Origin of the sequence: Pseudovibrio sp. W74 (assembly GCF_001623085.1) — a bacterium.
Taxonomy (GTDB): domain Bacteria; phylum Pseudomonadota; class Alphaproteobacteria; order Rhizobiales; family Stappiaceae; genus Pseudovibrio.
Genome location: NZ_LMCJ01000064.1, coordinates 229,163 through 253,244 on the forward strand (window position 1 = coordinate 229,163; position 24,082 = coordinate 253,244).

Genomic DNA, 24,082 nt, shown 5'->3' on the forward strand with positions numbered 1-24,082 from the left:
ACCTTGGGGTCAGTCATTCAGGAGCTGGATTTAGTCGTGCTATCAGCCGATATTCCAGATTGAGAACCGGAGCTTTTAACTGGTTCGCTCTTATCGGTTTGACCTGTGTCTGGCTTATTCTTGCCTTGACCGTTACCCTTCCCTTTACGCTGTGCACCAACGTTCTCATCTGAGGTCTGCGTCTCACTCACGAGTGGGGCGTTTACACCTTCGGGCTTGGTCAGAGTAAAGCCCGGCTCAGCCTGAAGCGTAACTTTCGTGCCTGGGCGCAAGTCGCGAACTGACTCTGTAATCACGATATCACCTGGCTCTACCTCACCTTCGATCAATACCCGGTCAGCGCTGCGTTCAATGACGGTTACGTCGGTTCTCAAAGCTTCACCATTTTCCGCTAGCCAGACATGTGGGCCGGACCGATCCCATTTGAGCGCGATGGACGGAACAGATGGCCATTCATCCCCTTCCAATTGGACACGAGCATCAAAAGCGATCCCAGATCGGAGGAGATCGTCAGGGTTTGCGACTGTTGCCTGAACTTTCAAAGTGCGGGATTCAGAATTAACGCGGTTTTCCAGAGCTGTCAGCTCGCCACTGAACGTATGCCCCGGCATGGCTTCTGTGCGCAGTTCCACCGTATCTCCGCGTTTGACCTTGTTCGCAAACCGTTCCGGTACAACAAATTCGACCAAAATGCTGGAGCGGTCATCCAGACCCGTGATCCGAGAGGATTGCGTTACATAGTCACCAATTTCGACATCCATAATGCCGAGAATACCTTCAAACGGAGCTCTCACCAGTCTGCGATCAAGGTCGATGCTGGCTTTGTCCAAATCCAGCCGGGCCTGATTGGTTGCCAGCAGAGCGTTCTGCATCTGGACCGTTGAAATGGTCTGCGAGGACATGAGTTTTTCGTATCGCTCAACCTGTTCCTCGGCGTCTTTCAGCGCGAGCTTGGCGCGATTGACCGCAAGCTTCTCTTCCGCATCATCCAGACGTAAAACCACATCCCCTGTAGAGACTCGCGTTCCTGCCTTGAAGGGTAGCTCTTGAATACGTCCGGAGCTCTCCGGATAGAGGTCTGTCATCTTGGCTGCACGACCCGTACCAATTGCGCGGACGAACGTGTCCGTTACGCCTGTGGTCACATTGCGAGCACGGGCCAGAATTTCCTGACTGCCACCGCCACGTTTTCCGCTGCCACGCTTGCCCTGCTGTTTGTTGTCAGAGCCCTTCACGGCCACATCAGCCGTCTCAACTGGCCAGAGCGTTAGTCCAACGGAACTGAGCAATGGGACCGGCTTGGAGAACAGAGCCGGTTTGCCGATATATAATCCTGCAACGCCAACTACGACGGCGATCAGACCAACTTTTACAGCCTGTCTAGAACGGGACATAAACACCCAACTCCTACCAGAATTTGCAGTACTTACGGCTATTCAGGCTCACTGGATCAATGAGGAGCCTCTTGGCGATTCAAGTATGCATGAAAGAACACTTTAGTTGAGAGTGTTTTACATTGCTTTTGTGAGACATGTGCATTTTGAAGTTTGTAAAAACGTAATGACATTGTCTGAACTGGCGTTTTGCTACAGTTCGTTACACTTTCATTGATCTGCCCCGCGCGTTTTCCAGAGGCAGATGCACAAAAGGCCTGACAGTGATATCAGGCCTTTCAGTCATTTTCACGATGCAGCGTTTAGCTAGACGCTGAGTGGTTCCACCGGGTTACTTGCCGGACGCACCACAACGCGCGAGCCGTCTGGCACACGGTTATACAGGTCAATCACGTCCTGGTTCAGCAGGCGAATACAGCCGCTTGATACGTTTTTGCCGATAGACCAGTGTTCGTTGGTTCCATGCAGGCGGTACAGCGTGTCTTTGCCATTCTGGAACAGGTAAAGCGCGCGGGCGCCCAGCGGGTTCTCGATGCCTGGCGCCATGCCATAGCGGAATTCTTCAAGCTCTGGCTGGCGTGCGATCATCTCTGCTGGCGGTGTCCATTTTGGCCACTGGCGCTTGTACTGGATGACAGCATCGCCATTCCAGCTGAAGCCAGCACGGCCCACACCAACACCGTAGCGCATGGCAGTGCCATCACCGCGCACCAGATAGAGGAAGCGGTTGGATGGGTCGACAACAAGCGTGCCGCCAACTTCCGGACCGGTGTAGTTCACCACCTGACGGAGGTACTTGCCGTCTGGGATCTGGTTGAGATTGACTGCAGGGATGGGGAATTTTTCTTCCGGCATCGGGCCATAAACAGCCTTGTAGTACGGATCCTGGCGAAGGTCGGCCACAGTCTTGCGTTTTGGAGCACCGGTTGTCTGACAGCCTGCCAAAGCGAGGGCTGCTGTTCCGATTACAAAACCACGTCTGGACAAACTACCTTTGTTACAATGCCTCGCCTTCTCGGCAGTTGTACTTAAAAAGCTCATGGTCACCCTATTATTGTTCCTTAAGTTAGATTGCCGAGCATGTTGCAATAAGCATATCGCACAGCCGATTTGCGTTTCTAACTTGTCTCTATCAATAACTAATTGAGGAAGACAGATGGTCACGACAATTTGAACCTATGCACAATTCACTATGTGGATTCAAAGGGTGCGACCATCAAGGCCTTAATGGGTGTGTCTGGCCTGCAAATGGCTGGATTGCGGCCAGTTCAAGAACAAGATGGCTTTTCTACAGATGTTGAGTAAACCTCTCTCACCTGAAGCAAGAGAGGCAAAGACCTCAGCTTTTGAAGCAGTTAGGGTTTGTGATGTTCATGCCAATGACGTGCAATGTCGATGCGGCGCGGCACCCAGACACCTTGCTTTTGGGAGACATAATCCAAGAAACGGGCAAGAGCTGCTGTTCTGCCGGGACGTCCGGCAAGGCGGCAATGCAGGCCGACAGACATCATTTTGGCCGCTCCGTCTTCTCCTTCTGCGTAAAGCGTGTCGAAGCTATCTTTCAGGTAGGTAAAGAATTGGTCACCGCTGTTAAAGCCCTGCGGTGTTGCAAACCGCATATCATTGGCATCCAGCGTGTAAGGGATGATCAAGTGCGGGCCGTTTGGACCTTCAACCCAATAAGGCAGGTCGTCTGCATAGCTGTCGGAGCTGTAAAGGAAGCCCCCCTCTTCCATAACCATCTGCAGTGTGTTGACGGAGCTTCTGCCCGTGTACCAGCCATATGGGCGCTCTCCGGTCGTCTCTTTGTGGCTTTTGATCGCCTGCTGGAGATGCCAGCGCTCTTCATCAGCGGAGAAATCTTTGTACTCGATCCATTTGAGGCCGTGAGATGCAATCTCCCAGTCAGCCTCTTTCATAGCCTGAACCACTTCAGGATTTCGCTCTAGTGCCGTGGCAACGCCATAACAAGTCACCGGATGTCCATGTTTGCGGAACAAACGCCACAGACGCCAAAAGCCAGCACGCGAGCCATATTCGTAAAGTGACTCCATATTCATATGCCGTTGGTTCAGCCAGGTTTGAGCGCCAACAATCTCAGAAAGGAAAGCTTCAGACCCCGCATCTCCATGAAGGATGTTGTTCTCGCCGCCTTCTTCGTAATTGATGACAAACTGAACCGCGATTTTCGCATTGCCTGGCCAGTTAGGGTTCGGCGTGTTCCGGCCATACCCAATCATGTCGCGTGCATAATCCATCATGAAATACCTTTTTGAAGTTTGTTGGAAACACTTCACCTCAAAACAGCAAGACAAGACAAGTAGGTTTGTACAGAATTCCAATGCACAACTCCTCCTGAACTCACAAAAAATAGCACAACTTGTGATGGCAGACACATTCTTTTGTAGAAATCTCATTAAATTTGAAGGGTAACCATTGAAATTTTGAGCACGAGAACAATCTGAACCCTATGTAGCGCGACCGGGACATCCTGTTACATTTCTACATTTGACAGTGATTAAAGCTTTCAGTAAAAAGTTTCACATATATCTAGTCGATATATATCGAACGTGACCAGACTTTAGCTCTAATCGATTTTAAGTCTTTTAAGTTCAGTAAGTTATTCGACCTCACACCTATATGAGGTCTCTTTTAACACTCAGTGCGATGTGGTGGGGAATGAGCACACGTAAATTTTGTCTTGCCATATTATCCAGCGGGGATGCTACTGGATATGAAATTCGCAAGACTGCGCAAGAAGGGCATTTCAGTCATTTCATTGAAGCCAGTTACGGGTCAATTTATCCGTCGCTTGCCAAGATGGAACAGGACGGTCTTGTGACGTGGCGCGAAGAAATTTCACCAGGCAAACCTTCTCGGAAAATCTATTCTATTACACAGGCAGGTCGTGACGCTTTTGTACAAGAGCTGTCTGAGACCCCTGTCGAAGATTTGTTCAGATCCCCGTTTCTTCTGCTTGCTCTTTATAGCCGCTGGGTTGGTGGCGAGTTTATTTCCAAGGAGATTGACCGCCGCATTGAGCATCTGGAGCTCAAAATCGGGGGCATGACCCACGAGCTTGAGATTTGTGAGGATCCGGCAAGCGCGTGGACACTGGAATACGGCATTACCACACTGAGTGCTTCCCTTAATTACATGAAAATGAACCGAAGCAAGCTTGAGCGCATCGCCAGCGAGCGTGTCTCCCACGCTCAAGCAGCTGAATAATCGCCTAGAACCGGCGGAGAGAAAAATGGCAATTCGATTTTCACATGTTCTGGCTTTGGGGCTTACAGCCGGAATCGGTATCTGGATGGCGACCGGCACAACTGTGGTTATGGGTCAGGGTACGGGCGAAGGTTCGACACCACCACCAGCAGAAAGAGTGAAAGCTCTCGGCTCTGTTCCCTTTGCCGTAAAAGTGCAGACCCTTGAAGCGACTGTACGAACTCCATTTTTGGAAATGCGCGGACGAACGCAGGCTGATACGCGCGTTGAAGTGCATTCGGAAACTGCTGGTGTAGTGCGTGCACGCCCAGCAACGGAAGGCATGTTCGTTCGTAAAGGTGATTTGCTCTGTTCTCTTGATCGCGGCGCACGTGAAGCACGCGTTCTTCAAGCCAATGCAGCGCTGGCTCAGGCCAATATTGATTTTGAAGCTGCCAGCAAGCTGAACAACAGAGGCTTTTCTGCTGCGAACCGTGTTATCGCGCTTAAAGCGACACGCGACGCGGCCAAAGCCCAGTTGCAGGAAGCTGAACTTGAGCTGGAACGTACAGCAATCCGCGCCCCTATTGATGGGATCATCGAGACACCACTGACAGAAGTGGGTGCGATGCTGGGTGTTGGCAAAGTCTGCGCGACAATTATGGCACCGGACCCAATGCTTGCAATCGGCGCCGTTTCAGAATCCAACATTCAGGCTGTAAAGATTGGCCAGACCGCTGTTGTAAATCTGGTGACCGGTCAAACCGTTGAAGGCAAAGTGAGCCACATTGCGAGCTCCGCCAATCCAGACACACGTACTTTCCATGTGGAAGTTGAACTGCCGAACTCTGATTTTGATTTGAAGGACGGCGTTACGACCAGCACCCAGCTGCAACTTGCCAATGAGAAAGCACACTTTGTATCACCGGGCATTTTGACCCTTGCTGACAATGGGGATATTGGCCTGCGCGGCGTTGGTGCAGACAACAAGGTCATTTTCTATCCTGTTGAGATGATCGGCGGAGACACAAAGGGTGTCTGGCTCAAGGGCCTGCCAGAAAAAGTGACCGTTATTACTGTTGGTCAGGACTTCGTTAAAGAAGGCCGCGTTGTTCATCCCGTTTTTGAAACCGCGGAGGTTTCACAATGATATCCATGCTGGAAGGGGTGCTCCAACGCCCCAAAACAGTTTTTGTGATGATGCTCTTCATGGTGATCGCAGGCATTATGTCCTACATCGCGATTCCCAAAGAAGCAGCGCCTGATATTGACGTTCCTTTCTTTTATGTTTCTGTCAGCCAGTCCGGTATTTCTCCAGAAGACGGAACCCGCCTGATTGGTCAACCGATGGAGACCGAACTCCGCGGTCTTGAGGGACTGAAAGAGATCACGACAATCGCTGCCGAAGGGCATGTGGGTATTTTGTTGGAGTTCGACATTAATGTCGACAAAGACAAAGCGCTGACGGACGTTCGTGAAAAGGTTGACACGGCGAAGACTAAGATCCCTGAGGACGCCAAAGAACCGACCGTCAGCACCCACAATATGGCTCTTCAGCCAACCATGACCATCGCCCTTTCCGGTGATGTTCCTGCCCGCACGCTTTACCGTCTTGCAGACCGTTTGAAAGACGAGATCGAGTCCATTGCGTCGGTGAAAGAAGTGGAGCTGACTGGCCAGCGTGATGAGTTGCTGGAAGTGATCATTGATACGCTTAAGATGGAAAGCTACTCCATCAGCCAGAGCGAGCTAATCAATGCACTTCGGCTGAACAACCAGCTGATTGCTGCGGGCTTTATTGATGGAGGTGCTGGCCGCTTCAACATCAAAGTGCCGGGTCTGATCCTTGATGCGGATGATGTGTATTCCTTACCGGTGAAACAAGCTGGTGAAGGTGTCGTGACACTTGGCGATATCGCTACCATCAAACGTACCTTCAAAGACCCAAGCACCTTTACACTTGTGAATGGTCAGCCTGCTGTTTCTCTGGATGTGATCAAACGCATTGGCGAGAACATTATCGAGAACAACGCTGCTGTTCGCACTGTTGTTGAAGACGTTACTGCAGAGCTGCCAAGTACAGTATCTGTGAGCTATATGCTCGATGTGTCAGACAACATTTTTCAGACCCTAAACTCTCTTGAATCTTCCATCATGACAGCAATTTTCCTCGTGATGGTTGTTGTTATTGCTGCTCTTGGTTTGCGGTCTGCCATCTTGGTTGGCTTGGCTATTCCAACAAGCTTCATGTTGGGCTTCCTGACACTGACGACCATCGGTATGACCGTGAACACCATGGTGATGTTCGGCCTGGTGCTGACTGTTGGTATGCTGGTTGACGGCGCGATTGTGATGGTGGAGTACGCCGACCGTAAGGCAGCTGAAGGTATGCCTCCACGGGATGCTTACATCCGTGCTGCCAAGCTGATGTTCTGGCCGATCGTCTCTTCCACGGCAACAACGCTGGCGGCTTTCCTGCCAATGTTGCTGTGGCCGGGCGTACCAGGCGAGTTCATGAGCTACCTGCCAATCATGGTGATCATCGTTCTGTCTGGCTCTTTGCTGACGGCCATGGTGTTCCTACCCGTGACAGGTGGTATTTTGGCCGCTGTCTTTGCGTTTATGAGCAAGTATGGCGAGCATCTTCTGGCTCTTATCGTTGCTGTAGGGCTGGCTGCCGTCGTCTCCAGCCTGACACCAATCGTTGCGGTCCTTGGTCCTGCATCAAAACTGCTTGGAGCCGCTATCGTCATCATGGCTTATTTGCCGTTGATGAAGATGTTCAAACCAATCCTCAACTATTCTCGTGCGCGTGCTGAGCGCCGGAAAACGGAAGAGTTGGCAGCCGCAAAAGTGTTCTCCGGACATGGTCCGTTTGACACATCAAAGCTGCGCGGTATTACGCGTGCCTATATTGCCGTTCTGGAGTTTCTGGTTCGCAAGTGGTGGGCCGGCATGCTGGCGATCGTCGCTATGCTGGTTCTTTGTGGCAGCATCTTTATGACCTTTATGAGCAACAATGCCGGCACAGAGTTCTTCGTGGATGAAGAGCCTGAGCAGGGTAAGTTTTATGTGACCGCGCGCGGCAACATGTCTGCTCTTGAGGCTCTTGAACTGGTTCGGGACGTTGACAGCATCATTCTGGCTGAGCCGGGCATTGAAAATGTCGTAACCCGCGCCTTCCCTGTTGGTGTGCGTGGTGGCGGTGGCAACAACGCTCCTGCGGATCTGATTGGCTCTATCGACATTGAGTTTGCTGACTTCTGTTGCCGCCCGTCGGCAAAGGAAATCTTTAACAGCGTTCGTGAGAAAACATCTCTGCTTCCGGGTATCAAGGTTGAGTCCCGGCAGGTTGAGGGCGGTCCTCCAACTGGTAAAGACATCCAGTTGCAGATCAACTCAAACAACTATGAAGCAGCTGTCGCAGCAGCAGACCGCGTTCGCAATCACATTGACACTGTTGATGGTTTGCGTGATCAGGAAGACAGCCGTCCGCTACCGGGCATTGACTGGGAACTGACCATCAATCGCGAAAAAGCGGCTCGTTATAAAGCTGATATCGCAGCTGTAGGCGCTATGGTTCAGCTTGTAACCAACGGTGTTCTGATTGGTGACTATCGCCCGTCTGACTCAGAGGATGAAGTGGACATTCGTGTTCGTCTTCCTCAGAACGAGCGGACTTTGGACAAGTTTGATGAGCTGCGCCTTCGTACTCAGCTGGGTCAGATTCCCCTCTCCAACTTTGTGGAGCGGACACCGAAGCAGAAGGTTTCCAGCATTACACGCCGCAATGGCATGTTCTCTCTGGACGTTAAAGCTGGCGTTGATAAAGACCGCTTCCTCGTGACTGAGAAAGAGGCGGAGATTCAGGAATGGATTGACGCTCAGCAATGGCCTGATGGTGTGTTCATCAAGTTCCGTGGGGCGAATGAAGAGCAAGCCAAATCTCAGGCCTTCCTGATGAAGGCAATGATTGGTGCGCTGTTCCTGATGTTCATCATTCTGCTGACCCAGTACAACAGCTTTTACCAGAGCTTCCTGACCCTCTCGACTGTGGTTATGAGTGTGTTTGGTGTGCTGCTTGGCATGTTGGTGACGGGGCAGAAGTTCTCAATCATTATGACCGGTACGGGTATTGTGGCGCTGGCAGGTATCGTGGTGAACAACGCGATCGTTCTTATCGATACCTACAATCGTTTCCGTGAAGATGGGCAGAGCCCGGTAGATGCAGCCCTGCGTACAAGCGCTCAGCGTGTCCGTCCAGTGATGCTGACCACAATCACCACGATTGCGGGCCTCATTCCAATGGCAACGCAGATCAGCTTTGACTTTGCCAATCAGGTCACGACCTTTGGCAGCGTCACTGCAAGTTGGTGGGTGCAGCTCTCAACAGCGGTGATCTCCGGTCTGGCGTTCTCAACCATGTTGACGCTGGTTGTGATCCCGATTGCTCTGGTGATGCCGATGCATCTTGCGAATGGTTATGGGCGGGTTACAAACAGACGCAAAGGCCAGATGTCTGCAGATCAGTATGCGCTCGCAAATGGCAATCAGGATCCGAGAGAGCCAACCTTTGGTGATGAGGCTTCTGAAGAGGTCAAGCGGGTTCCTGAAGCCGCTGAGTGAGGCTTTGACTATAACAAACGCGAAAGAGGCTGCTTCGGCAGCCTTTTTTAATGCCTGCTATAAACGCTGGAGGCAGATCGATCGAGTTTCTTGTGGTCAGCAATTCAGCCTCTGCATTCCTCGCACCTCAGTCTGTTCTCCCCTTCCCCACTCGCAGAGCTCACAAAAAAGGCCGCGGAATAATCCGCGGCCTTTTAAAATCAGATAGCAGAGCACAGCTACTCGCTACTTTTTTCCTTGTCCTGCTTGGGATCAAGGACGCCAGCTTTCGCAATGTCTTCGAGGCTGACTTTCAAAGACGTCTTGTCTTCAGAAACACTTTCCTCTTCGATCTCGGTGGTCACTACATCACAATCGGCGTGACTGCCCTTGCCGTTCACACAGTGGATCTTATAGGAGCGCCATGCGAATGGGATGGAGATGAGATAGCCGGAGCTGATCACGGTCAGGCACTCGAACGGATAGCTTGCACCAAGTGCAATGATACCGACAGCGACAACAAACAGCGGTAAAACCCATTCGCGGCGAATGTGGGTGCCGATCTGTTTGCCGGAAAACGTTGGCAACTGACTGACCATCAGGAGGCCAACGAACATGGTGTAGAGCGCAACCGGCAGAGCCAGCTCGTTCCAATGCGGCACGCCCAGACGTTCCAGATAAATCGGTAGCAGAACTGTCAGCGCGCCTGCTGGAGCGGGAACTCCGGTGAAGAACTTGCTGGCCCACTTTGGTTTGTTCGGGTCATCTAGTGCCACATTAAACCGCGCCAGTCGCAATGCCATGCAGATGGAGAACAGCAGAGAGGCGATCCAGCCGAGGGAGCTGGCATCTTCCAACATCCATGCGTAAAGGATAATCCCTGGGGCAACACCAAAGTTCACGAAGTCTGCGAGCGAATCCAGCTCAGCGCCAAACTTGGTGGACCCTTTGAGCATGCGTGCGACACGTCCGTCCAGAGCATCCAGAATGGCGGCGAGGAAGATGGCTGCAATCGCCATATCCCACCTGTCTTCCATGGCCATGCGAATGGCTGTCAGGCCGGAACATAGCGCCAGCAAGGTGACGACGTTTGGTAAAACAATACGAAGCGGAATACGCTTGCGCGTGGATCCTTTCGCATTGGTGGTTTGACCTCCCGGTTCATAGGGAGGAAATGGATTTGACACGCTATACTACCTTAAGAAACGCGGGCAACGATGTCGCCTGCTTCTTCATCTTTCAGATTTACCAGAATACTCTCACCAGCAATCATGGTCTGGCCAAGGGCAACTTGTGGCTTTGTCCCCTGAGGCAGGTAAACATCAAGACGGGATCCAAAGCGGATCAGACCGAAGCGATCACCTGCAGAAATGTTTTCGCCTTCTTTTACGAAGCACACAATACGGCGTGCTACGAGGCCAGCGATTTGCACAACGCCGATGCGGGCATTGTCGTTTTCAATGATCAGGCCATTGCGTTCATTGTGCTCACTTGCCTTGTCCAGTTCCGCATTCAGGAACTTTCCGGCCTTGTAAGCCACGCGCGTGATGCGGCCTGCCATTGGCGCACGGTTTACGTGACAGTTAAAGACGTTCATGAAGATGCACACACGCATCATCGGCTGATCGCCCAGATCCAGCTCCCGTGGCGGGATAACGGACCCCATCAGGCACACAGTTCCGTCTGCGGGGGAAACAATCAGGCCGTCTTTAACGGGAGTGACGCGCGGCGGATCGCGGAAGAAGTAACAGACCCATCCAGTCAGGAAAAGGCCGATCCAAAAAAGGGGCGACCAGAACCATCCCAAAATGATGGTCAGGACAGCTGCAATGGCGATAAACGGGTAGCCTTCTTTATGAATAGGAACCAGTGTCTTGGAAATGCTGTCCGCCAAAGACATCTTTACCACCTTTGCTAGAGTGAGGGGTTCAGCTATTGAACCCCTCAGACGTTAAGTTTCTGCTCATAGAGCAACTCAGAGAGATCTGTGCAAGCAACTCTAGCTTATTTAAACAGAGATTCCCCTGATTGCGCGCGGAGCAATCACTTGAACCCACTATTTCTTATCAGTTATGCCCTCAATTAGGCTTTCCTCAGCACTTTTGCCCCTGGAAATGAAACCCTGATCATCTTCACGCATCTGCGCAAGGCGCGCTTCCGCTTCACTGACTTCACGTTGGCGGCTCCACATGGACGCGTAGAGACCGTCATTTGCCATCAGTTCAGCATGCGTCCCCTGCTCAACCGCTTCACCAGCCTTCAAAACGAGGATTTGATCTGCGTTCACCACGGTGGAGAGACGGTGGGCGATGACAAGCGTGGTCCGGTCTTTGGAGACAATGTCCAGAGCTGACTGGATTTCCTGCTCCGTGTGCGTGTCCAAAGCCGAGGTTGCTTCATCAAGAATGAGGATCGGCGGACTTTTCAGGATGGTGCGTGCAATCGCGACGCGCTGCTTTTCACCGCCTGAAAGCTTCAGGCCACGTTCGCCCACTTCACTTTCATAACCATGAGGCAAAGCTTCGATGAAGTGATCGATCTGAGCCAGCCGAGCTGCCTCTTTCACCTCTTCCTCTGATGCGCCAACGCGGCCATAGCCGATGTTGTAGGCGATGTTGTCGTTGAACAGAACCGTATCCTGAGGAACCATACCAATGTGATCGCGCAGGGATTTCTGCGTTACTTCGCGGACATCCTTGCCATCAATGGTGATGCGGCCCGAGGTGACATCATAGAAACGGAACAGCAGACGGGAAATCGTGGACTTGCCTGCCCCAGATGGACCAACAATCGCGATGGTGCTGCCTGCAGGCACTTCGAAGTTCACGCCTTTCAGGATCGGGCGCTCTTCGTCGTAGTGGAAGTGCACGTCCTCGAACTTGATGGTGGCTTCTTTGACCTTCAGGTTCTCCGCAAGCGGCTCATCCTGAATTTCAGGTTCTACGGCTAGTACGGAGAACATGGCTTCCAGATCAGCAATGCCCTGACGGATTTCGCGATAGATGAAGCCAATGAAGTTGAGCGGAACCGACAGCTGCATGAGCAGCGCGTTGATCATGACAAAATCACCGATCGTCTGCTCACCGCGCTGAATTGCCATGGCGGACATAACCATACATGTGGTCATACCTGCACCAAGGATTAGCGCCTGCCCGAAGTTGAGCCAGGAGAGCGAGGTCCATGTTTTGATTGCAGCGCGCTCATACCCGCGCATTGCCTTATCAAAACGGCCACGTTCCATTTCCTCGTTACCGAAATACTTGACGGTTTCGAAGTTCAGGAGGCTGTCAACGGACTTGCTGTTTGCATCATTGTCCGCGTTGTTCATGTCACGGCGGATCTGGATACGCTTATCGGAGGCGACGACTGTGTAATAGACGTAGGCAAAGACCGTTGCGCCGACGACCAGAACATACCAGAGGCCAAACTGGAACCAGATTACAACAGCCATCATCGCGAATTCGACGACAGTGGGAATACCGCTCAGGATCGTGAAACGAACGATGCCTTCAATCCCCTTCACTCCGCGATCGATCACACGGGTCAGGCCACCAGTGCGGCGTGACAGGTGGTAGCGGAGAGACAGCGCGTGAAGGTGCTGGAAGGTTAGATTGGCGAGTTCGCGAACGGCGTGGAGGCCAACGCTTGAAAAGATCGCGTCACGGATCTGGTTAAACCCGACAGCCATTGTTCTGGCGACATTGTAGGCCAGGACCAACATGATTGGCGCGACAAGAATTGGCGGCAACCATTTTGGCAAAACGCTGGCGTCAGTCAGGGCATCGGTTGCCCATGCATAAAGATAGGGTGCGAAAACGGTAATAATTTTTGCGACAATCAACGCCGCGAGGGCCAGAACGACACGCTTTTTAAGCTCCGGCCTTGCATCTGGCCACATGTAAACCCAAAGAGTTTTCAGTGAACGAAGCAAGCCTTTATCGTCTGCATCCAAAGCAGGGGCGGATTTTGCCTGCTGTTTTTTGCTTGTTGCAGTCATGCTAGTGCCTTGTTGCCCGGCGCGCTTCTTAAAACGCAGAAGCGGTTGGCGAATTTGGAATGTCATATCAGAAGAGCAATGATCCAGAACGCGTTCATTGCCATCAGATTGGAGAGAGTCTTTCGCCCTCTTTTGAAGCGCACCCTTATCCGAAAACCGGAACCACTTTTCGGGAGCACGCAGTAGTATCGCAAACCAGAGAAAGCGCTGGATTGCTCATCCAGCGCTTTCCTAAAGATCAATCTGGAAAGCTTTCTCTTCTTAAATAGGACGTTCGAAGAGAAGAATCCAGATCAGTTATTAATTGTTTTCCAATTCAGGTCAGCCACAGGCAACATGAACACCTGTCCCGGGAAGATCATATCCGGATTTTGGATCTGCTGGCTGTTGGCCTGATAGATGGTAGTGTAGCGTGTGCCCTTGCCATAGAGACGACGGGAAATGGTCCAAAGGTTATCGCCGCGGCGGATGATAACGTTCGGCAACTCGCCAATCCCAACAGTTGCAGAGGCTCCTTTTGAACCTGACCCTTCCGCAACAAGGCGAACCGGGATCATGGCAACGTCATTCTCACCTTTGGTGAAGACAACCTGTGCGCGGGCTTCCACTTTACCGTTGGTGTTTTCGACTTTGTCAGCTCTGACTTCCACATTGCCAGCAGGGATTGTTTTTTCAGCTTCCACGAGCCAGCGCCCTTCGGTGCCTGCCTGTGCTTCGCCAACAAACTCTTCGCCCACATAAACACGAACTTGCGCGCCTGGCTCACTTTCGCCAGCAACGAAGACCTTGCCCTTCTCAGTTTCAACGGCTTTGACAGTCAGCTGCGGCTCTTCAGTTGCGGCTGCAACCGGTGCTGCAGGTGTCTCAACAGGCGCCGGAGTTTGCGCTGCGACTTCAACAGGCGCGTCAGCGGTCTGTGGTGCTGCTTCTGGAGCTTGTGCAGATGTTGTATTTACAGGTGCAGGCGTCTCAGTGACGGCAATTTCAGTATTAGCAGATGCCTGTGCTGGTGTTTCAGCCGCTGCATTAACCGGAGCTGGTGCTTTTTCCTTTGCGCCAGAGGTCTGTGCAGCTGCATTCGCTGTTGCAACGGGCTCTGCAGTCACAGGTGTTTCTGGCAGCTGGAGAATTTTCGATGGTGCGTCTGGTTCATTCAGAACAACCAGAACCTCACCGCTTTCGTCTTCAGGCACAGACACTGCTATGTGTTGCTGCGAGCCGCTCTTTTCCTGAGTTTCCTGATTGGTCGCTTCAAGGCTGACATCGTGGTCGCCCGGCTTCAGCGGTCTTTCCAGAACAATTGCAAATTCACCGCTGTTGTTCGCAATGCCTTTGCCGACCACATCCCCATTGGAGATGAGTGCAACAATGGAACCAGCTTCAGCACGGCCAGCGACAACGGCATCGCCTGACGGCTCAACGCGCATCACATCAAAACTTGGAACATTGTCGGTGGTAACAGCGGCGGTATCCAGCTGAGTGGTCACTTCAGGGGCTTTGCCAGCTTCTGCCTTGTCCGTCTGAGTGCCCGACGAGTTGAGCTGTACTTTGCCATTTGCAGCAGCCTCCAGCTTTGCAACAGCCTTTTCAGCTTCTGCAACAACCGAAGTATCTTCCTTGCTCAGGTAGTACGCCCCCGCACCGATTGCGCCTGCAGCAACAGCCACAGCAACTGTCAGCAACCAGTTCATCCCCGATTTCGACATGGTTCTCAATTGCTCCTCAAGCAGACCATAGTTCACTCGACATGGCATGCTTTGACATTATATCAGATTGTCCGGATATCAGTTTATCCGGCTGTCTCTTTTCCTTAGCTTTAGGCAAAAAGGACAGACTTTAATCGTGTTTGTTATACATGTTTAACCCGAGGGGCAAGGTGCACCATGTCAGGCAAGTTGCGCATATGGTGAAGTTAACCTCATTTTACGAGCCTTGCTTGACGTTCCCCCTAGCCTAATGCGACAGAATATCTATGAAAACCTTGAAAAGCATCTGCGTATATTGCGGCTCCAATGCTGGAAGTCAGCCGCTGTTTGAAAAAGCGGCGATTCAGCTTGGTGAATTATTAGCCCGTGAAGGGATTCGACTCGTTTATGGTGGCGGATCCATTGGACTTATGGGAGCTGTTGCGAAAACTGTTCTTGAAAATGGCGGAGAAGTCACCGGTGTCATTCCCAAGTTCCTGATGGAACGAGAGGTGATGCTGGAAGACGCTCATGAGCTGATCGTTACTCAGGACATGCATGAGCGCAAACGCACCATGTTTGAAAAAGCTGATGCGTTTATCGCACTGCCCGGTGGGATCGGCACTCTTGAGGAACTTGTGGAGATGCTGACCTGGGCTCAGCTTGGCCGCCATGACAAGCCCATGCTGCTTCTCAACCTTGACCAGTTCTGGACACCTCTGGTGGAATTGCTCGATCACATGCGTAGTCTTGGCTTTATTCGCCCGGACAGCGACATCACCTATGAGATCACCGAGGATGTTGCTCAAAGCGTCGATATCCTTTGCAAGGCCATTGAAGGCTGCAAAGTTGAACATCCTGATTTGAAGGATATGTAACAAAAAGGCCGCTGAGTATTCAGCGGCCTTTTTTAATTGTAGTCCAATTCACTGTTACGCCAGTTTCGCAACGCGGCGCCTTGCCATCACACCGTCAACCGAGAAGATGACGAGCGAGAACCAGATCATTCCAAACGCAAACAAGCCCTCAATCGACAACTCTTCACCAAACAGCCAAATGGCGCTGAGGAAGTGGATGGATGGCGCTATGTATTGCAAGAAGCCAATGTAAATCATCGGCAAGCGGCGCGCTGAAAAGGCGAAGACCACCAATGGGACTGCTGTGATCACGCCTGTGAACAGCAGCAGAGACAAGAACCACGGGTGCTCCACCGGAATTGCCGGATAGATTCCGCCAGTGCCAGCTTGCGCGAAGTAGCAGATGCCGACAAGTGCAAATGGTAGGACGAGCAGCACTTCCACCAATTGACCAGCAACGGCGCTTACAGGGGCTTGCTTGCGCACATAGCCGTAGAGCGCAAAGCTGAGGGCCAACACAACAGACACCCACGGCAGTTCACCCACCTCAAAGGTTTTGTAGAGCACGGCAAAGATGGTGATCGCCAGCGCTGCGAGCTGTGCTTTGGACAGACGTTCGGACAACAGCACAACGCCCAGCCCCACGCTGACGAGCGGGTTGATGAAGTAGCCGAGGCTGGCATCCAGCACCCTGCCCGTTTCCACCGACCAGATAAAGATGGTCCAGTTGATGCTGATGACTGAGGCCGACACCAGAAGGTATCGCAGGCGCGAGAAATCACAGAAGATCGCAAGGATCTCCTTGCGCAGTTTGCTCATGACCAGAAAGGCACCAAGAAACAGCACGGAGCCAATCACGCGATAGCAGATCACGATGATCGCCGGCATGTCTGCTGTGAGCTTATAGTACATGGGTGCAAAGCCCCACATGAGATAAGCAGATACTGCTGCGATCAGTCCAGCCTTGAACGCTTCTGGCGTGCTTAGCGGATCAGCAGCGGACGCTGACTGGCTCATTCAACCCTCATATTACAACGTAAACAGGCGCCAGAGATCCTGACGCCAGTTAAAAAAGGAAGGCGTGGCCGCGCATCCGCGACCACAAATCGTTTCGTGCTCAAAAGCCTTTGGCAGCCTTTATCAGGCTGTTTCCAGCTCATTCGCTTTGAAAATGCAATAACGAACGGAATCGACCAGGGCCTGGAAGGATGCATCTACGATGTTTTCAGAGACGCCGACTGTGAACCAGCGCTTGCCGGTTTTCTTGTTCTGGCTTTCTATGAGAACACGCGTGATCGCGCTGGTGCCACCGTTCAATATTCGCACTTTATAGTCTATCAGCTCAAGGTCAGCTATCAGGCTTTGGTATTTGCCGAGGTCCTTGCGCAGCGAAAGATCGAGCGCATTGACCGGACCATTCCCTTCAGCCACCGACATGAACGTCTCGCCGTCCACTTCCACTTTCACGACCGCTTCGGAGACCGTGACACGCTCACCCAACGCGTTGTAGCGGCGCTCGACACCGGTGCGGAAGGACAGGACATCGAAGTAATCCGGCACGGAATGTAAGCGTCGGCGGGCGAGCAGCTCGAAGGAGGCATCTGCGGCTTCATAGGCAAAGCCCTGCGCTTCCAGTTCTTTCACCTCTGTCAGCAGACGATCAAGACGCGGATCGGCTTTGTCAGCTTCAACGCCAAGGCGTTTCAGTTCGTTAAGCAGGTTGGACTTTCCAGCCTGATCGGAGACAAGCACACGGCGTTGGTTGCCGACCATTTCTGGTGGGATGTGCTCGTAAGTATCCGGGTTCTTGAGGATGGCAGAGGCGTGGATACCTGCTTTGGTGGCGAAGGCGTTGGCACCGACATAAGGAGCGTGGACGTTGGAAGATCGATTCAAGATCTCGTCAAAACTCCTTGATATTGCAGTCAATTCTGTCAGGTCTTCAACAACAATGCCAAGTTCGACCAGATCACGATACGGCTTTTTCAGCAGCATGTTCGGGATCAGGGTGATCATATTGGCGTTGCCGCAACGCTCGCCGATGCCGTTGAGCGTGCCCTGCACCTGACGGACGCCAGCAACAACAGCCGCCAGCGTATTTGCGACCGCATGGCCGGTGTCATCATGAGCGTGGATGCCCAGATTGCTGCCTGGCACCACTTGCATCACTGCATTCACAATCTCAGTGACTTCGTGTGGAAGCGTACCGCCGTTGGTGTCGCACAGAACCACCCAGCGCGCGCCAGCTTCAAAAGCGGTTTGTGCGCAGGCCAGAGCGTAGTCCGGGTTTGCCTTGTAGCCATCAAAGAAGTGCTCACAGTCGATCATGGCTTCTTTGCCTGCCTCAACGGAGGCTTTGACCGTATCTGCGATGCTTTCCAGATTTTCCTCGTTGGTGCACTTCAGGGCAACATCAACGTGGTAATCCCAGCTTTTTGCCACATAACATGTGGCATCCGCAGCGGACTGGAGGACCATCTGAACGCCGGGGTCATTGCTGACAGAGCGCCCAGCGCGCTTGGTCATGCCGAACGCTGTGAAGGTCGCTTTCTTTGTTCTTTTTTCGGAGAAGAACTTTGTATCTGTTGGGTTTGCGCCCGGATAGCCGCCTTCAATATAGTCGACACCCAGTCTCTCCAATAAGTCGGTAATGGCAATTTTTTCGTCCACGGAGAAATCAATGCCGGAGGTCTGAGCCCCATCGCGCAATGTCGTGTCGAAAAGATACAGACGCTCTTTCGTCATAGTATGCCTATCCTGCTTATTGTCCTGAGTTCACCCTCAGGCTCCCCTCATGTGACGGAGGATTCCCTATTGTCTCCGTAGGATTTCTCAAGGCACGTATTGCGGGCGCCTTGAGAAAACTTAGCAAGCCTAACGGGTTATCCCGAACAGAACCATGGAGCAGACTTCAAGTTTCCTTGTGGTATCTGCGTAGTCCATGGCTCTGAAACCTCGTTAAGCGCAGGACCAGGTGGTTTCGATTTCACCTGTTTCCTTGTTTTTCATGTCTTTGAGCACAATGCCGTCGGCTGCCAGCTCATCGCGGATGCGGTCGCTTTCAGCAAAGTCTTTTGCCTTGCGGGCATCCAGACGTTTTGCAATCAGCTCTTCCACTTTGGCCTTCAGCTCCGGAGAGGCATCTGCTTCAGCTTTTTCTTCTTCCTGAGCTTTGGAAAATGTTTCAAGATCAAAGCCCAAGAACTTGATAGAATTAGCTAATTTTTGTGCAGCGTCTGCATCTCCCCCGCGTGCATCGCGGGCCAGTTTGTGAAGAGCGGCAAAGGCACGTGGAGTGTTCAGATCGTCTTTCAGGCCTTCCAGAACACCTTCATCCAGTGCGCCATTTTCCTGTGCTGTGACACCGTGCTTCTTCATCAGCTCAATCCAGCGGGTGAGCTGCTTTTCGCCTTCTGCCAGACTTTTGAACGTAAAGTCGATTGGCTGACGGTACTGGGTTTGAAGCAGTGCATAGCGGATGGCCTGACCAGACCATTTACGCCCATCACCTTCTTCAGTGTCCAGCAGCTGATGAACGGTGAAGAAGTTGCCCAGAGATTTGGACATCTTCTCGCCTTCCACCTGCAGGAAGCCGTTGTGCATCCACACATTTGCCATGGCATGCGTGCCGTGAGCACATCTGGATTGTGCAATCTCGTTTTCATGATGCGGGAAGGTCAGATCGACACCGCCGCCATGAATATCGAAGACCTTGCCCAGATGCTTTTCGGACATTGCAGAACATTCAATGTGCCAGCCCGGACGACCTGGTGTTTTGATGCCACATGGGCTTTCCCAACCCGGTTCATCCGCTTTGGATGGCTTCCAAAGCACGAAGTCGGTCGGGTCTTTTTTATAGGAGGCTACTTCAACACGCGCACCGGCGATCATCTCGTCCAATGTGCGGTTGGAGAGTTTGCCGTACTCGGGCATGCTCGGCACATTGAAGAGGACATGCTCGTCCGAGACATAGGCATGGCCTTTGTCGACGAGCGTCTCGATCATCGTTTTCATCTCTTCGATGTGGTCGGTTGCCCGCGGCTCAATATCCGGCGCTTGTGCCCCCAGCGCAGCCATGTCCTCATGGTACTGGCCAGCGGTTTTTTCGGTCAGCTCACGAATAGAAATACCTTCGTTTGCTGCGCGCTCATTGATTTTGTCGTCCACGTCTGTGATGTTTCGCACATATGTGACATGCTCTTTGCCATAGAGTTGACGCAGCAATCTGGCCAAAACGTCAAAAACTACGACTGGGCGCGCATTACCAATATGGGCGTAGTCATAAACGGTGGGACCACACACATACATGCGCACGTTGGACGCATCCATTGGCACAAAAGCTTCTTTTGTGCGTGTCAAAGTATTGGTGAGCAGAAGTCCCTTGCCGCCTTGGGCTGTGTCTGCGCTCATAATGGTTCGTCTCCTGGCCAGCTGGCCTGGCGTTCATCTCACGCAGAATCAAGGCAGGATAGAACGGCCACAGCCAGCGTTGTCGCTAGCTGCAAATAATGATGGTGCAAGAAGAAGTGTGCATCGCCGTTTTCATATGTTGCTTTTCGCTGATTGTTGCTTACAGGTCAAGTCTTAGTCTCACCAGATCACCCACATTTCTAACTAAGTTAAATACAAAATTTCTACCCGAAGATGCAATTCTAAGGGAAAGCCAAGAAAAAACAGGGAAGTAAAACGTGTCTCACAAGAGTATCTGTGCCACCGTTGTCGCTGCAAGTCTGATTGGAATGAGTTCGCCTTCAAGTGCGACCGGTAATGCCACCTCCTCTGTGAACCCTATAGACCCGCTGAATTTTAATGAGACTGCGGCCTCACCACCAGCTGACACGCCTTCCCCGGACGACCTTGTACTGCCGGATATTGATCCCTTAGTCCTGCCAGAAAACGAGCTGCAAGCTCCGGATCTCACCGGACCTGCCGGACAGGTTCTGGATCCATCCCTGTCAGAGCTGTCTGAGTTGGAGCAAACCATCCGGGATCTGATCTTTTCTGAAGATGAAATCGAGCAAGCTGGTTTTAGTTCGCGGCAAGTGGATGCCCTGGCAGAGGCTTACTCCTTACGCAACTTCCGCCCTGTCTGGTTTGAAGACCAGTCTTTGACGCCGCTTGCCAACCGTTTGATTGACGAGATCCGCAAGGCCCCAACCCATGGGCTTGATCCGCAAGCCTATGGTGTCCGGCAGCTGGCTTCCATTCTGGATGTGATGGAAGCGTCTAACGCCACGGCCACTTTGCGTGAGATCGCTGTTGTTGAGCTGCAGCTGACCCGCGTTTTTGCCAGTTACGGCGCCCACCTTGCTGGCGGCGTTGTGCGCCCGACCAAGGTGCTGAAGAATGTATTTATCACCCCGCAAGTTCCTAAGCTGAATGACATGCTCACTCAGCTGGAAGAAACGCGGTCTGTTGAGCTGTTGTTTGCCAGCCTTGAGCCAGAGGCACCGTCCTACGATCTTTTGAAAGACCAGCTGGCCCGATATAACGCGGCCCTCACCTCTGATTACCCGGTCTACATCGAAGATGGTCCGAGCATCCGGCCCGGTGACACAGGTGCGCGCATCTCGCAGTTGGAGAAACGACTGCAAACCGAGGGCTATGCGCCTTATTACTCCGGATACTCCGGCACCAACGAGCAAGACATGGCGCCCGCCTTTTACAATGATGATATGGTTGCGCTCGTAAAAAGCTTCCAGAAACGTCATGGCTTGAGCGTGGATGGTGTTGTTGGCAAGAAAACCCGGGCTGCGCTGAACGCCTCACTCACAGACCGCCGCGACCAAATCCTTGTTAATCTGGAACGCATGCGCTGGGATGATCCGCTTCCTTCTGGCCGCTATGTGAAAGTCAACGTGGCTGAACAGATTGTGCGGGTGATGGAAGGCACGGACGTGCTTTATGAGACCCGCAGCGTGGTGGGCAAGCCCCGCCATGCCACGCCTTTGTTCTCTGACACCTTTGAGTATGCAGAGATCAATCCGACATGGGGCGTGCCCTGGTCTATAGCCACCAATGAGTATTTGCCCAAGCTGCGCAAGAATGCCTCTGCCTTGTCTGGCAGCGGGATCAACGTTTACAAGAATGGTCGGCGGGTCGATCCGACGGCGATCAACTGGAATGCTGTCAGCAAACGCAGGTTCGGGTATCAGCTCCGCCAGAAGGCCGGACGTAAAAACGCTTTGGGTGCTGTGAAGTACATGTTCCCCAACAAGCACAACATCTATCTGCATGACACGCCATCCAAGCGCCTGTTCAATAAAGACCAGCGTGCCTTTAGCCATGGCTGCATCCGGGTGCAGGACCCGTTCACATTTGGGGAAGTGCTGCTTTCCGGTTCTGGCCACAGCCGCGCCAAGATGGAAAAGCTGCGCGCCCGGGGCAAAACTGTTCGCCTGAAGCTGAAAGAGACCGTGCCAGTGCACCTGCGCTACTACACCGCTTTTGCTGGTGATGATGGGGAACTTCAGTTCCGGGAAGACATCTACAAGCAGGACAAAGCGATTCTGGAGGCCCTGCTCACCTCGCAAGATGCATTCAAGATAAAGATGGCCTCAACCTACTGACCTGACAAATATGCGCAAATTGCCACGTCCCTTATCAGGGATATGGTTAATAGTGCATATTTGAATTAGCTGTGCTAATATATCCCCAATAGAACTGCATTTCATAATTCAAACGGGGGTTGATTATGCTGAAGCAGGCTATGGGTGCAATGATTGTGGCAAGTGCTATCTCAAGCCCGATCATTTTCCTTGCGGTTTACTTGTTTATGAACTCTGCGTGAGTTCAAACCCATCTCTTCAGATGGTGCTGACAAAACTGAGAGTTTCCCAAATTTTAAGGGCAGCGTTCCACGCTGCCTTTTTCTTTACCTGAATTTTACTCACCTAAAACAGTTAAATCGGCAATCTGGTCGTTATGTGTTGCTGGCAAGGTGATGTTGAGGTGGTTGTGTGCAGTGGTGCTGGTTGAACTTCAGGTGGCAGCACTACCTCTCGTCATACTGGACGCAGCAAAGCGCAGATCCGGTATCCAGTACTATACGAGCTGAGATTGGTAAGTGGGGCTCTGGTTCCCGCATCGCGCCGCGCTTGCGCGGGATGACGGCGCTGGGTGACGACGCGGGTTATTGCCTGAGCTTAACAAAACTTATCCCCCTCACCTAAAAGCTCCCCTATCCTAAATCTCGTACCCACGCATTCGAGCAGGAGTGGACCGTCCATTCCGCGGCGTGGGTGGGGTTGGGCTGCCGGCATGAGGTAACGTATCGTGTCGGGAGGTCCGGTGAAGCGCCATACCCTTTTGAGGCCACAGTGGTATAGGGAGTTTGGGGTCGTTCCGGAGGGCGTCCGGTGGTGACAGGAAATTGTCGATGACAGGGAAACCTGTCAGTGGCACGGCGACGTGTCAGTGACACGGAAACATGTCATTCACGTCTGTCCGAGAGGGAGCCCGCGCGTTCATGATAAAAGGCCCGGGCGAGGCGAACAGCCAATGCCGAAGAAACATATCTAACAAGTAGCGCAGGCAAAGCCTGTTCGCCTTGCTCCACCCGTTAAACGGGATCCTCAAACACAAACACCGCCGGGATAGCCCAGCGGTGCTCAAAGTGCTTGATAAGCAGATGTCAAATCTACGCGTATTCTTATCCCATAACCGGAGCCACTTTTCAGGAACAGGCTTTAGTCATCCAGATAGTCAGCACACTTTTCCGGAACCTGATCGCCCCACGGCATGATCGGTACGGTAGACGTAGAGTTCTTAGGACTGCCTTCTACGAGCTTGTCGGAATAGACCAGATAGACCAGCACGTTTCGCTTTGCGTCACAGCCACGGACAATGCGCATTTTTTTGAAGAACAGGGACCGGCTCTGGCGGTAGACTTCATCGCCTTGCTCAAACTTGCTTTTGAACTTGATGGGTCCAACCTGACGGCAGGCCAACGAGACATCGGAGGTTTCTTCTTCCAGTCCGAGCCATCCGGAGAAGCCACCTTTTTCAGGAACGGTGAAATGACAGGCGACCCCCTCGACTTCCGGGTCATCCAGTGCATAGGTCGCCAGCTTGTGGTCCGGGCTCAAGAACTTCCAGACGGTTGACTTCTTGAAGATCAGATCCGGCTCCTGTGCCTGTGCAGCGGTGCCAAGCATCCCCAGCGTTACTCCAAGAACGACCGTCGCGGTGCTCACCATTTTCAGGACTGATTTTCCAAGCGCAGAGATCTGCACGGCTCCCCTCCATTTTCAAAAGAACAAATCAAATCACTCCCGATATAGGAGGTTTTTTGGCAACTACCAGCAAGAGAACCAGAGATTTTTGTAAAACCTACCG

The 24,082-nt window shown here is 52.4% G+C and carries 16 protein-coding genes; 5 read left to right on the forward strand and 11 right to left on the reverse strand.

The genetic code is table 11. The features are described 5' to 3' along the window. Positions 1 to 17: 17 nt before the first annotated feature. From PsW74_RS28105 to puuE, 3 genes are all read right to left on the reverse strand, one after another. A complete protein-coding gene (locus tag PsW74_RS28105) occupies positions 18 to 1,394 on the reverse strand; it encodes an efflux RND transporter periplasmic adaptor subunit (protein WP_063288381.1) in 1,377 nt (458 codons plus the stop codon). 306 nt (positions 1,395 to 1,700) lie between these two features. Continuing rightward, positions 1,701 to 2,435 carry a L,D-transpeptidase gene (locus tag PsW74_RS28110; protein ID WP_208860381.1) on the reverse strand — a complete coding sequence of 245 codons (735 nt, stop codon included), beginning with the start codon at positions 2,433 to 2,435 and terminating at the stop codon, positions 1,701 to 1,703. A 314-nt stretch (positions 2,436 to 2,749) separates the two neighbouring features. Then, positions 2,750 to 3,655, reverse strand: a complete 906-nt coding sequence (gene puuE, locus PsW74_RS28115) for an allantoinase PuuE (protein ID WP_063288379.1) — start codon at positions 3,653 to 3,655, stop codon at positions 2,750 to 2,752. A 418-nt stretch (positions 3,656 to 4,073) separates the two neighbouring features. Here puuE and PsW74_RS28120 point away from each other — a divergent pair, with 418 nt between their 5' ends. Genes PsW74_RS28120 through PsW74_RS28130 form a run of 3 tightly spaced genes read left to right on the forward strand, consistent with a single transcriptional unit; the run spans position 4,074 to position 9,227 of the window. Next, complete coding sequence (locus tag PsW74_RS28120; protein ID WP_063288378.1) at positions 4,074 to 4,622, forward strand: PadR family transcriptional regulator; 549 nt, start codon at positions 4,074 to 4,076, stop codon at positions 4,620 to 4,622. Between the two features lie 25 nt (positions 4,623 to 4,647). After that, entirely contained in the window at positions 4,648 to 5,751 is a 1,104-nt protein-coding gene (locus PsW74_RS28125) for an efflux RND transporter periplasmic adaptor subunit (protein WP_063288377.1), read from the forward strand. Further along, positions 5,748 to 9,227: an efflux RND transporter permease subunit gene (locus tag PsW74_RS28130; RefSeq protein WP_063288376.1), complete on the forward strand. Its 3,480-nt coding sequence runs from the start codon at positions 5,748 to 5,750 to the stop codon at positions 9,225 to 9,227. Before PsW74_RS28125 ends, PsW74_RS28130 begins: the two co-directional genes overlap by 4 nt. Positions 9,228 to 9,445: 218 nt before the next feature. Here PsW74_RS28130 and pssA read toward each other — a convergent pair whose 3' ends face one another. From pssA to PsW74_RS28150, 4 genes are all read right to left on the reverse strand, one after another. Further along, a complete protein-coding gene (gene pssA, locus PsW74_RS28135; RefSeq protein ID WP_063288375.1) occupies positions 9,446 to 10,393 on the reverse strand; it encodes a CDP-diacylglycerol--serine O-phosphatidyltransferase in 948 nt (315 codons plus the stop codon). An 11-nt stretch (positions 10,394 to 10,404) separates the two neighbouring features. Then, complete coding sequence (locus PsW74_RS28140; protein WP_063288374.1) at positions 10,405 to 11,106, reverse strand: phosphatidylserine decarboxylase; 702 nt, start codon at positions 11,104 to 11,106, stop codon at positions 10,405 to 10,407. Positions 11,107 to 11,262: 156 nt separating this feature from the next. Continuing rightward, positions 11,263 to 13,203, reverse strand: coding sequence for an ABC transporter ATP-binding protein/permease (locus PsW74_RS28145; RefSeq protein ID WP_057466188.1), 1,941 nt, complete (start codon positions 13,201 to 13,203; stop codon positions 11,263 to 11,265). A 293-nt stretch (positions 13,204 to 13,496) separates the two neighbouring features. Next, positions 13,497 to 14,909 (reverse strand): Ig-like domain-containing protein, encoded by a 1,413-nt coding sequence (locus PsW74_RS28150; RefSeq protein ID WP_208988203.1) that lies wholly within the window; start codon positions 14,907 to 14,909, stop codon positions 13,497 to 13,499. A gap of 266 nt (positions 14,910 to 15,175) precedes the next feature. Between PsW74_RS28150 and PsW74_RS28155 the strand changes: the two genes are divergently transcribed. Continuing rightward, positions 15,176 to 15,766 (forward strand): TIGR00730 family Rossman fold protein, encoded by a 591-nt coding sequence (locus PsW74_RS28155; protein WP_063288372.1) that lies wholly within the window; start codon positions 15,176 to 15,178, stop codon positions 15,764 to 15,766. Positions 15,767 to 15,820: 54 nt separating this feature from the next. Here the strand turns inward: PsW74_RS28155 and rarD are convergent, their stop codons facing one another. The 3 genes from rarD to cysS form a co-directional block, all read right to left on the reverse strand. Then, complete coding sequence (gene rarD / locus PsW74_RS28160) at positions 15,821 to 16,762, reverse strand: EamA family transporter RarD (protein ID WP_063288371.1); 942 nt, start codon at positions 16,760 to 16,762, stop codon at positions 15,821 to 15,823. A gap of 123 nt (positions 16,763 to 16,885) precedes the next feature. Next, the gene (cimA, locus tag PsW74_RS28165) at positions 16,886 to 18,490 is read right to left on the reverse strand and encodes a citramalate synthase (RefSeq protein WP_063288370.1); all 1,605 of its coding nucleotides are present in this window, start codon (positions 18,488 to 18,490) and stop codon (positions 16,886 to 16,888) included. Positions 18,491 to 18,703: 213 nt separating this feature from the next. Continuing rightward, the gene (cysS, locus tag PsW74_RS28170; protein WP_063288369.1) at positions 18,704 to 20,155 is read right to left on the reverse strand and encodes a cysteine--tRNA ligase; all 1,452 of its coding nucleotides are present in this window, start codon (positions 20,153 to 20,155) and stop codon (positions 18,704 to 18,706) included. Between the two features lie 278 nt (positions 20,156 to 20,433). Between cysS and PsW74_RS28175 the strand changes: the two genes are divergently transcribed. After that, complete coding sequence (locus PsW74_RS28175) at positions 20,434 to 22,314, forward strand: L,D-transpeptidase family protein (RefSeq protein ID WP_063288368.1); 1,881 nt, start codon at positions 20,434 to 20,436, stop codon at positions 22,312 to 22,314. 1,119 nt (positions 22,315 to 23,433) lie between these two features. On the opposite strand, the gene PsW74_RS28180 is transcribed toward PsW74_RS28175, so the two are convergent. Next, positions 23,434 to 23,943 carry a CreA family protein gene (locus PsW74_RS28180; RefSeq protein ID WP_063288411.1) on the reverse strand — a complete coding sequence of 170 codons (510 nt, stop codon included), beginning with the start codon at positions 23,941 to 23,943 and terminating at the stop codon, positions 23,434 to 23,436. Positions 23,944 to 24,082: the final 139 nt, after the last annotated feature.

What these genes read in the sequence shown, in the direction of transcription:
- PsW74_RS28125 (WP_063288377.1), top strand. Translation starts at nt 4,648, where the DNA reads ATGGCAATTCGATTTTCACATGTTCTGGCTTTGGGGCTTACAGCCGGA.
- PsW74_RS28130 (WP_063288376.1), top strand. Translation starts at nt 5,748, where the DNA reads ATGATATCCATGCTGGAAGGGGTGCTCCAACGCCCCAAAACAGTTTTT.
- PsW74_RS28140 (WP_063288374.1), bottom strand. Translation starts at nt 11,106, where the DNA reads ATGTCTTTGGCGGACAGCATTTCCAAGACACTGGTTCCTATTCATAAA.
- PsW74_RS28110 (WP_208860381.1), bottom strand. Translation starts at nt 2,435, where the DNA reads ATGAGCTTTTTAAGTACAACTGCCGAGAAGGCGAGGCATTGTAACAAA.
- cysS (WP_063288369.1), bottom strand. Translation starts at nt 20,155, where the DNA reads ATGAGCGCAGACACAGCCCAAGGCGGCAAGGGACTTCTGCTCACCAAT.
- PsW74_RS28150 (WP_208988203.1), bottom strand. Translation starts at nt 14,909, where the DNA reads ATGTCGAAATCGGGGATGAACTGGTTGCTGACAGTTGCTGTGGCTGTT.
- puuE (WP_063288379.1), bottom strand. Translation starts at nt 3,655, where the DNA reads ATGATGGATTATGCACGCGACATGATTGGGTATGGCCGGAACACGCCG.
- PsW74_RS28155 (WP_063288372.1), top strand. Translation starts at nt 15,176, where the DNA reads ATGAAAACCTTGAAAAGCATCTGCGTATATTGCGGCTCCAATGCTGGA.
- PsW74_RS28120 (WP_063288378.1), top strand. Translation starts at nt 4,074, where the DNA reads ATGAGCACACGTAAATTTTGTCTTGCCATATTATCCAGCGGGGATGCT.
- PsW74_RS28180 (WP_063288411.1), bottom strand. Translation starts at nt 23,943, where the DNA reads ATGGTGAGCACCGCGACGGTCGTTCTTGGAGTAACGCTGGGGATGCTT.
- cimA (WP_063288370.1), bottom strand. Translation starts at nt 18,490, where the DNA reads ATGACGAAAGAGCGTCTGTATCTTTTCGACACGACATTGCGCGATGGG.
- PsW74_RS28105 (WP_063288381.1), bottom strand. Translation starts at nt 1,394, where the DNA reads ATGTCCCGTTCTAGACAGGCTGTAAAAGTTGGTCTGATCGCCGTCGTA.
- PsW74_RS28145 (WP_057466188.1), bottom strand. Translation starts at nt 13,203, where the DNA reads ATGACTGCAACAAGCAAAAAACAGCAGGCAAAATCCGCCCCTGCTTTG.
- rarD (WP_063288371.1), bottom strand. Translation starts at nt 16,762, where the DNA reads ATGAGCCAGTCAGCGTCCGCTGCTGATCCGCTAAGCACGCCAGAAGCG.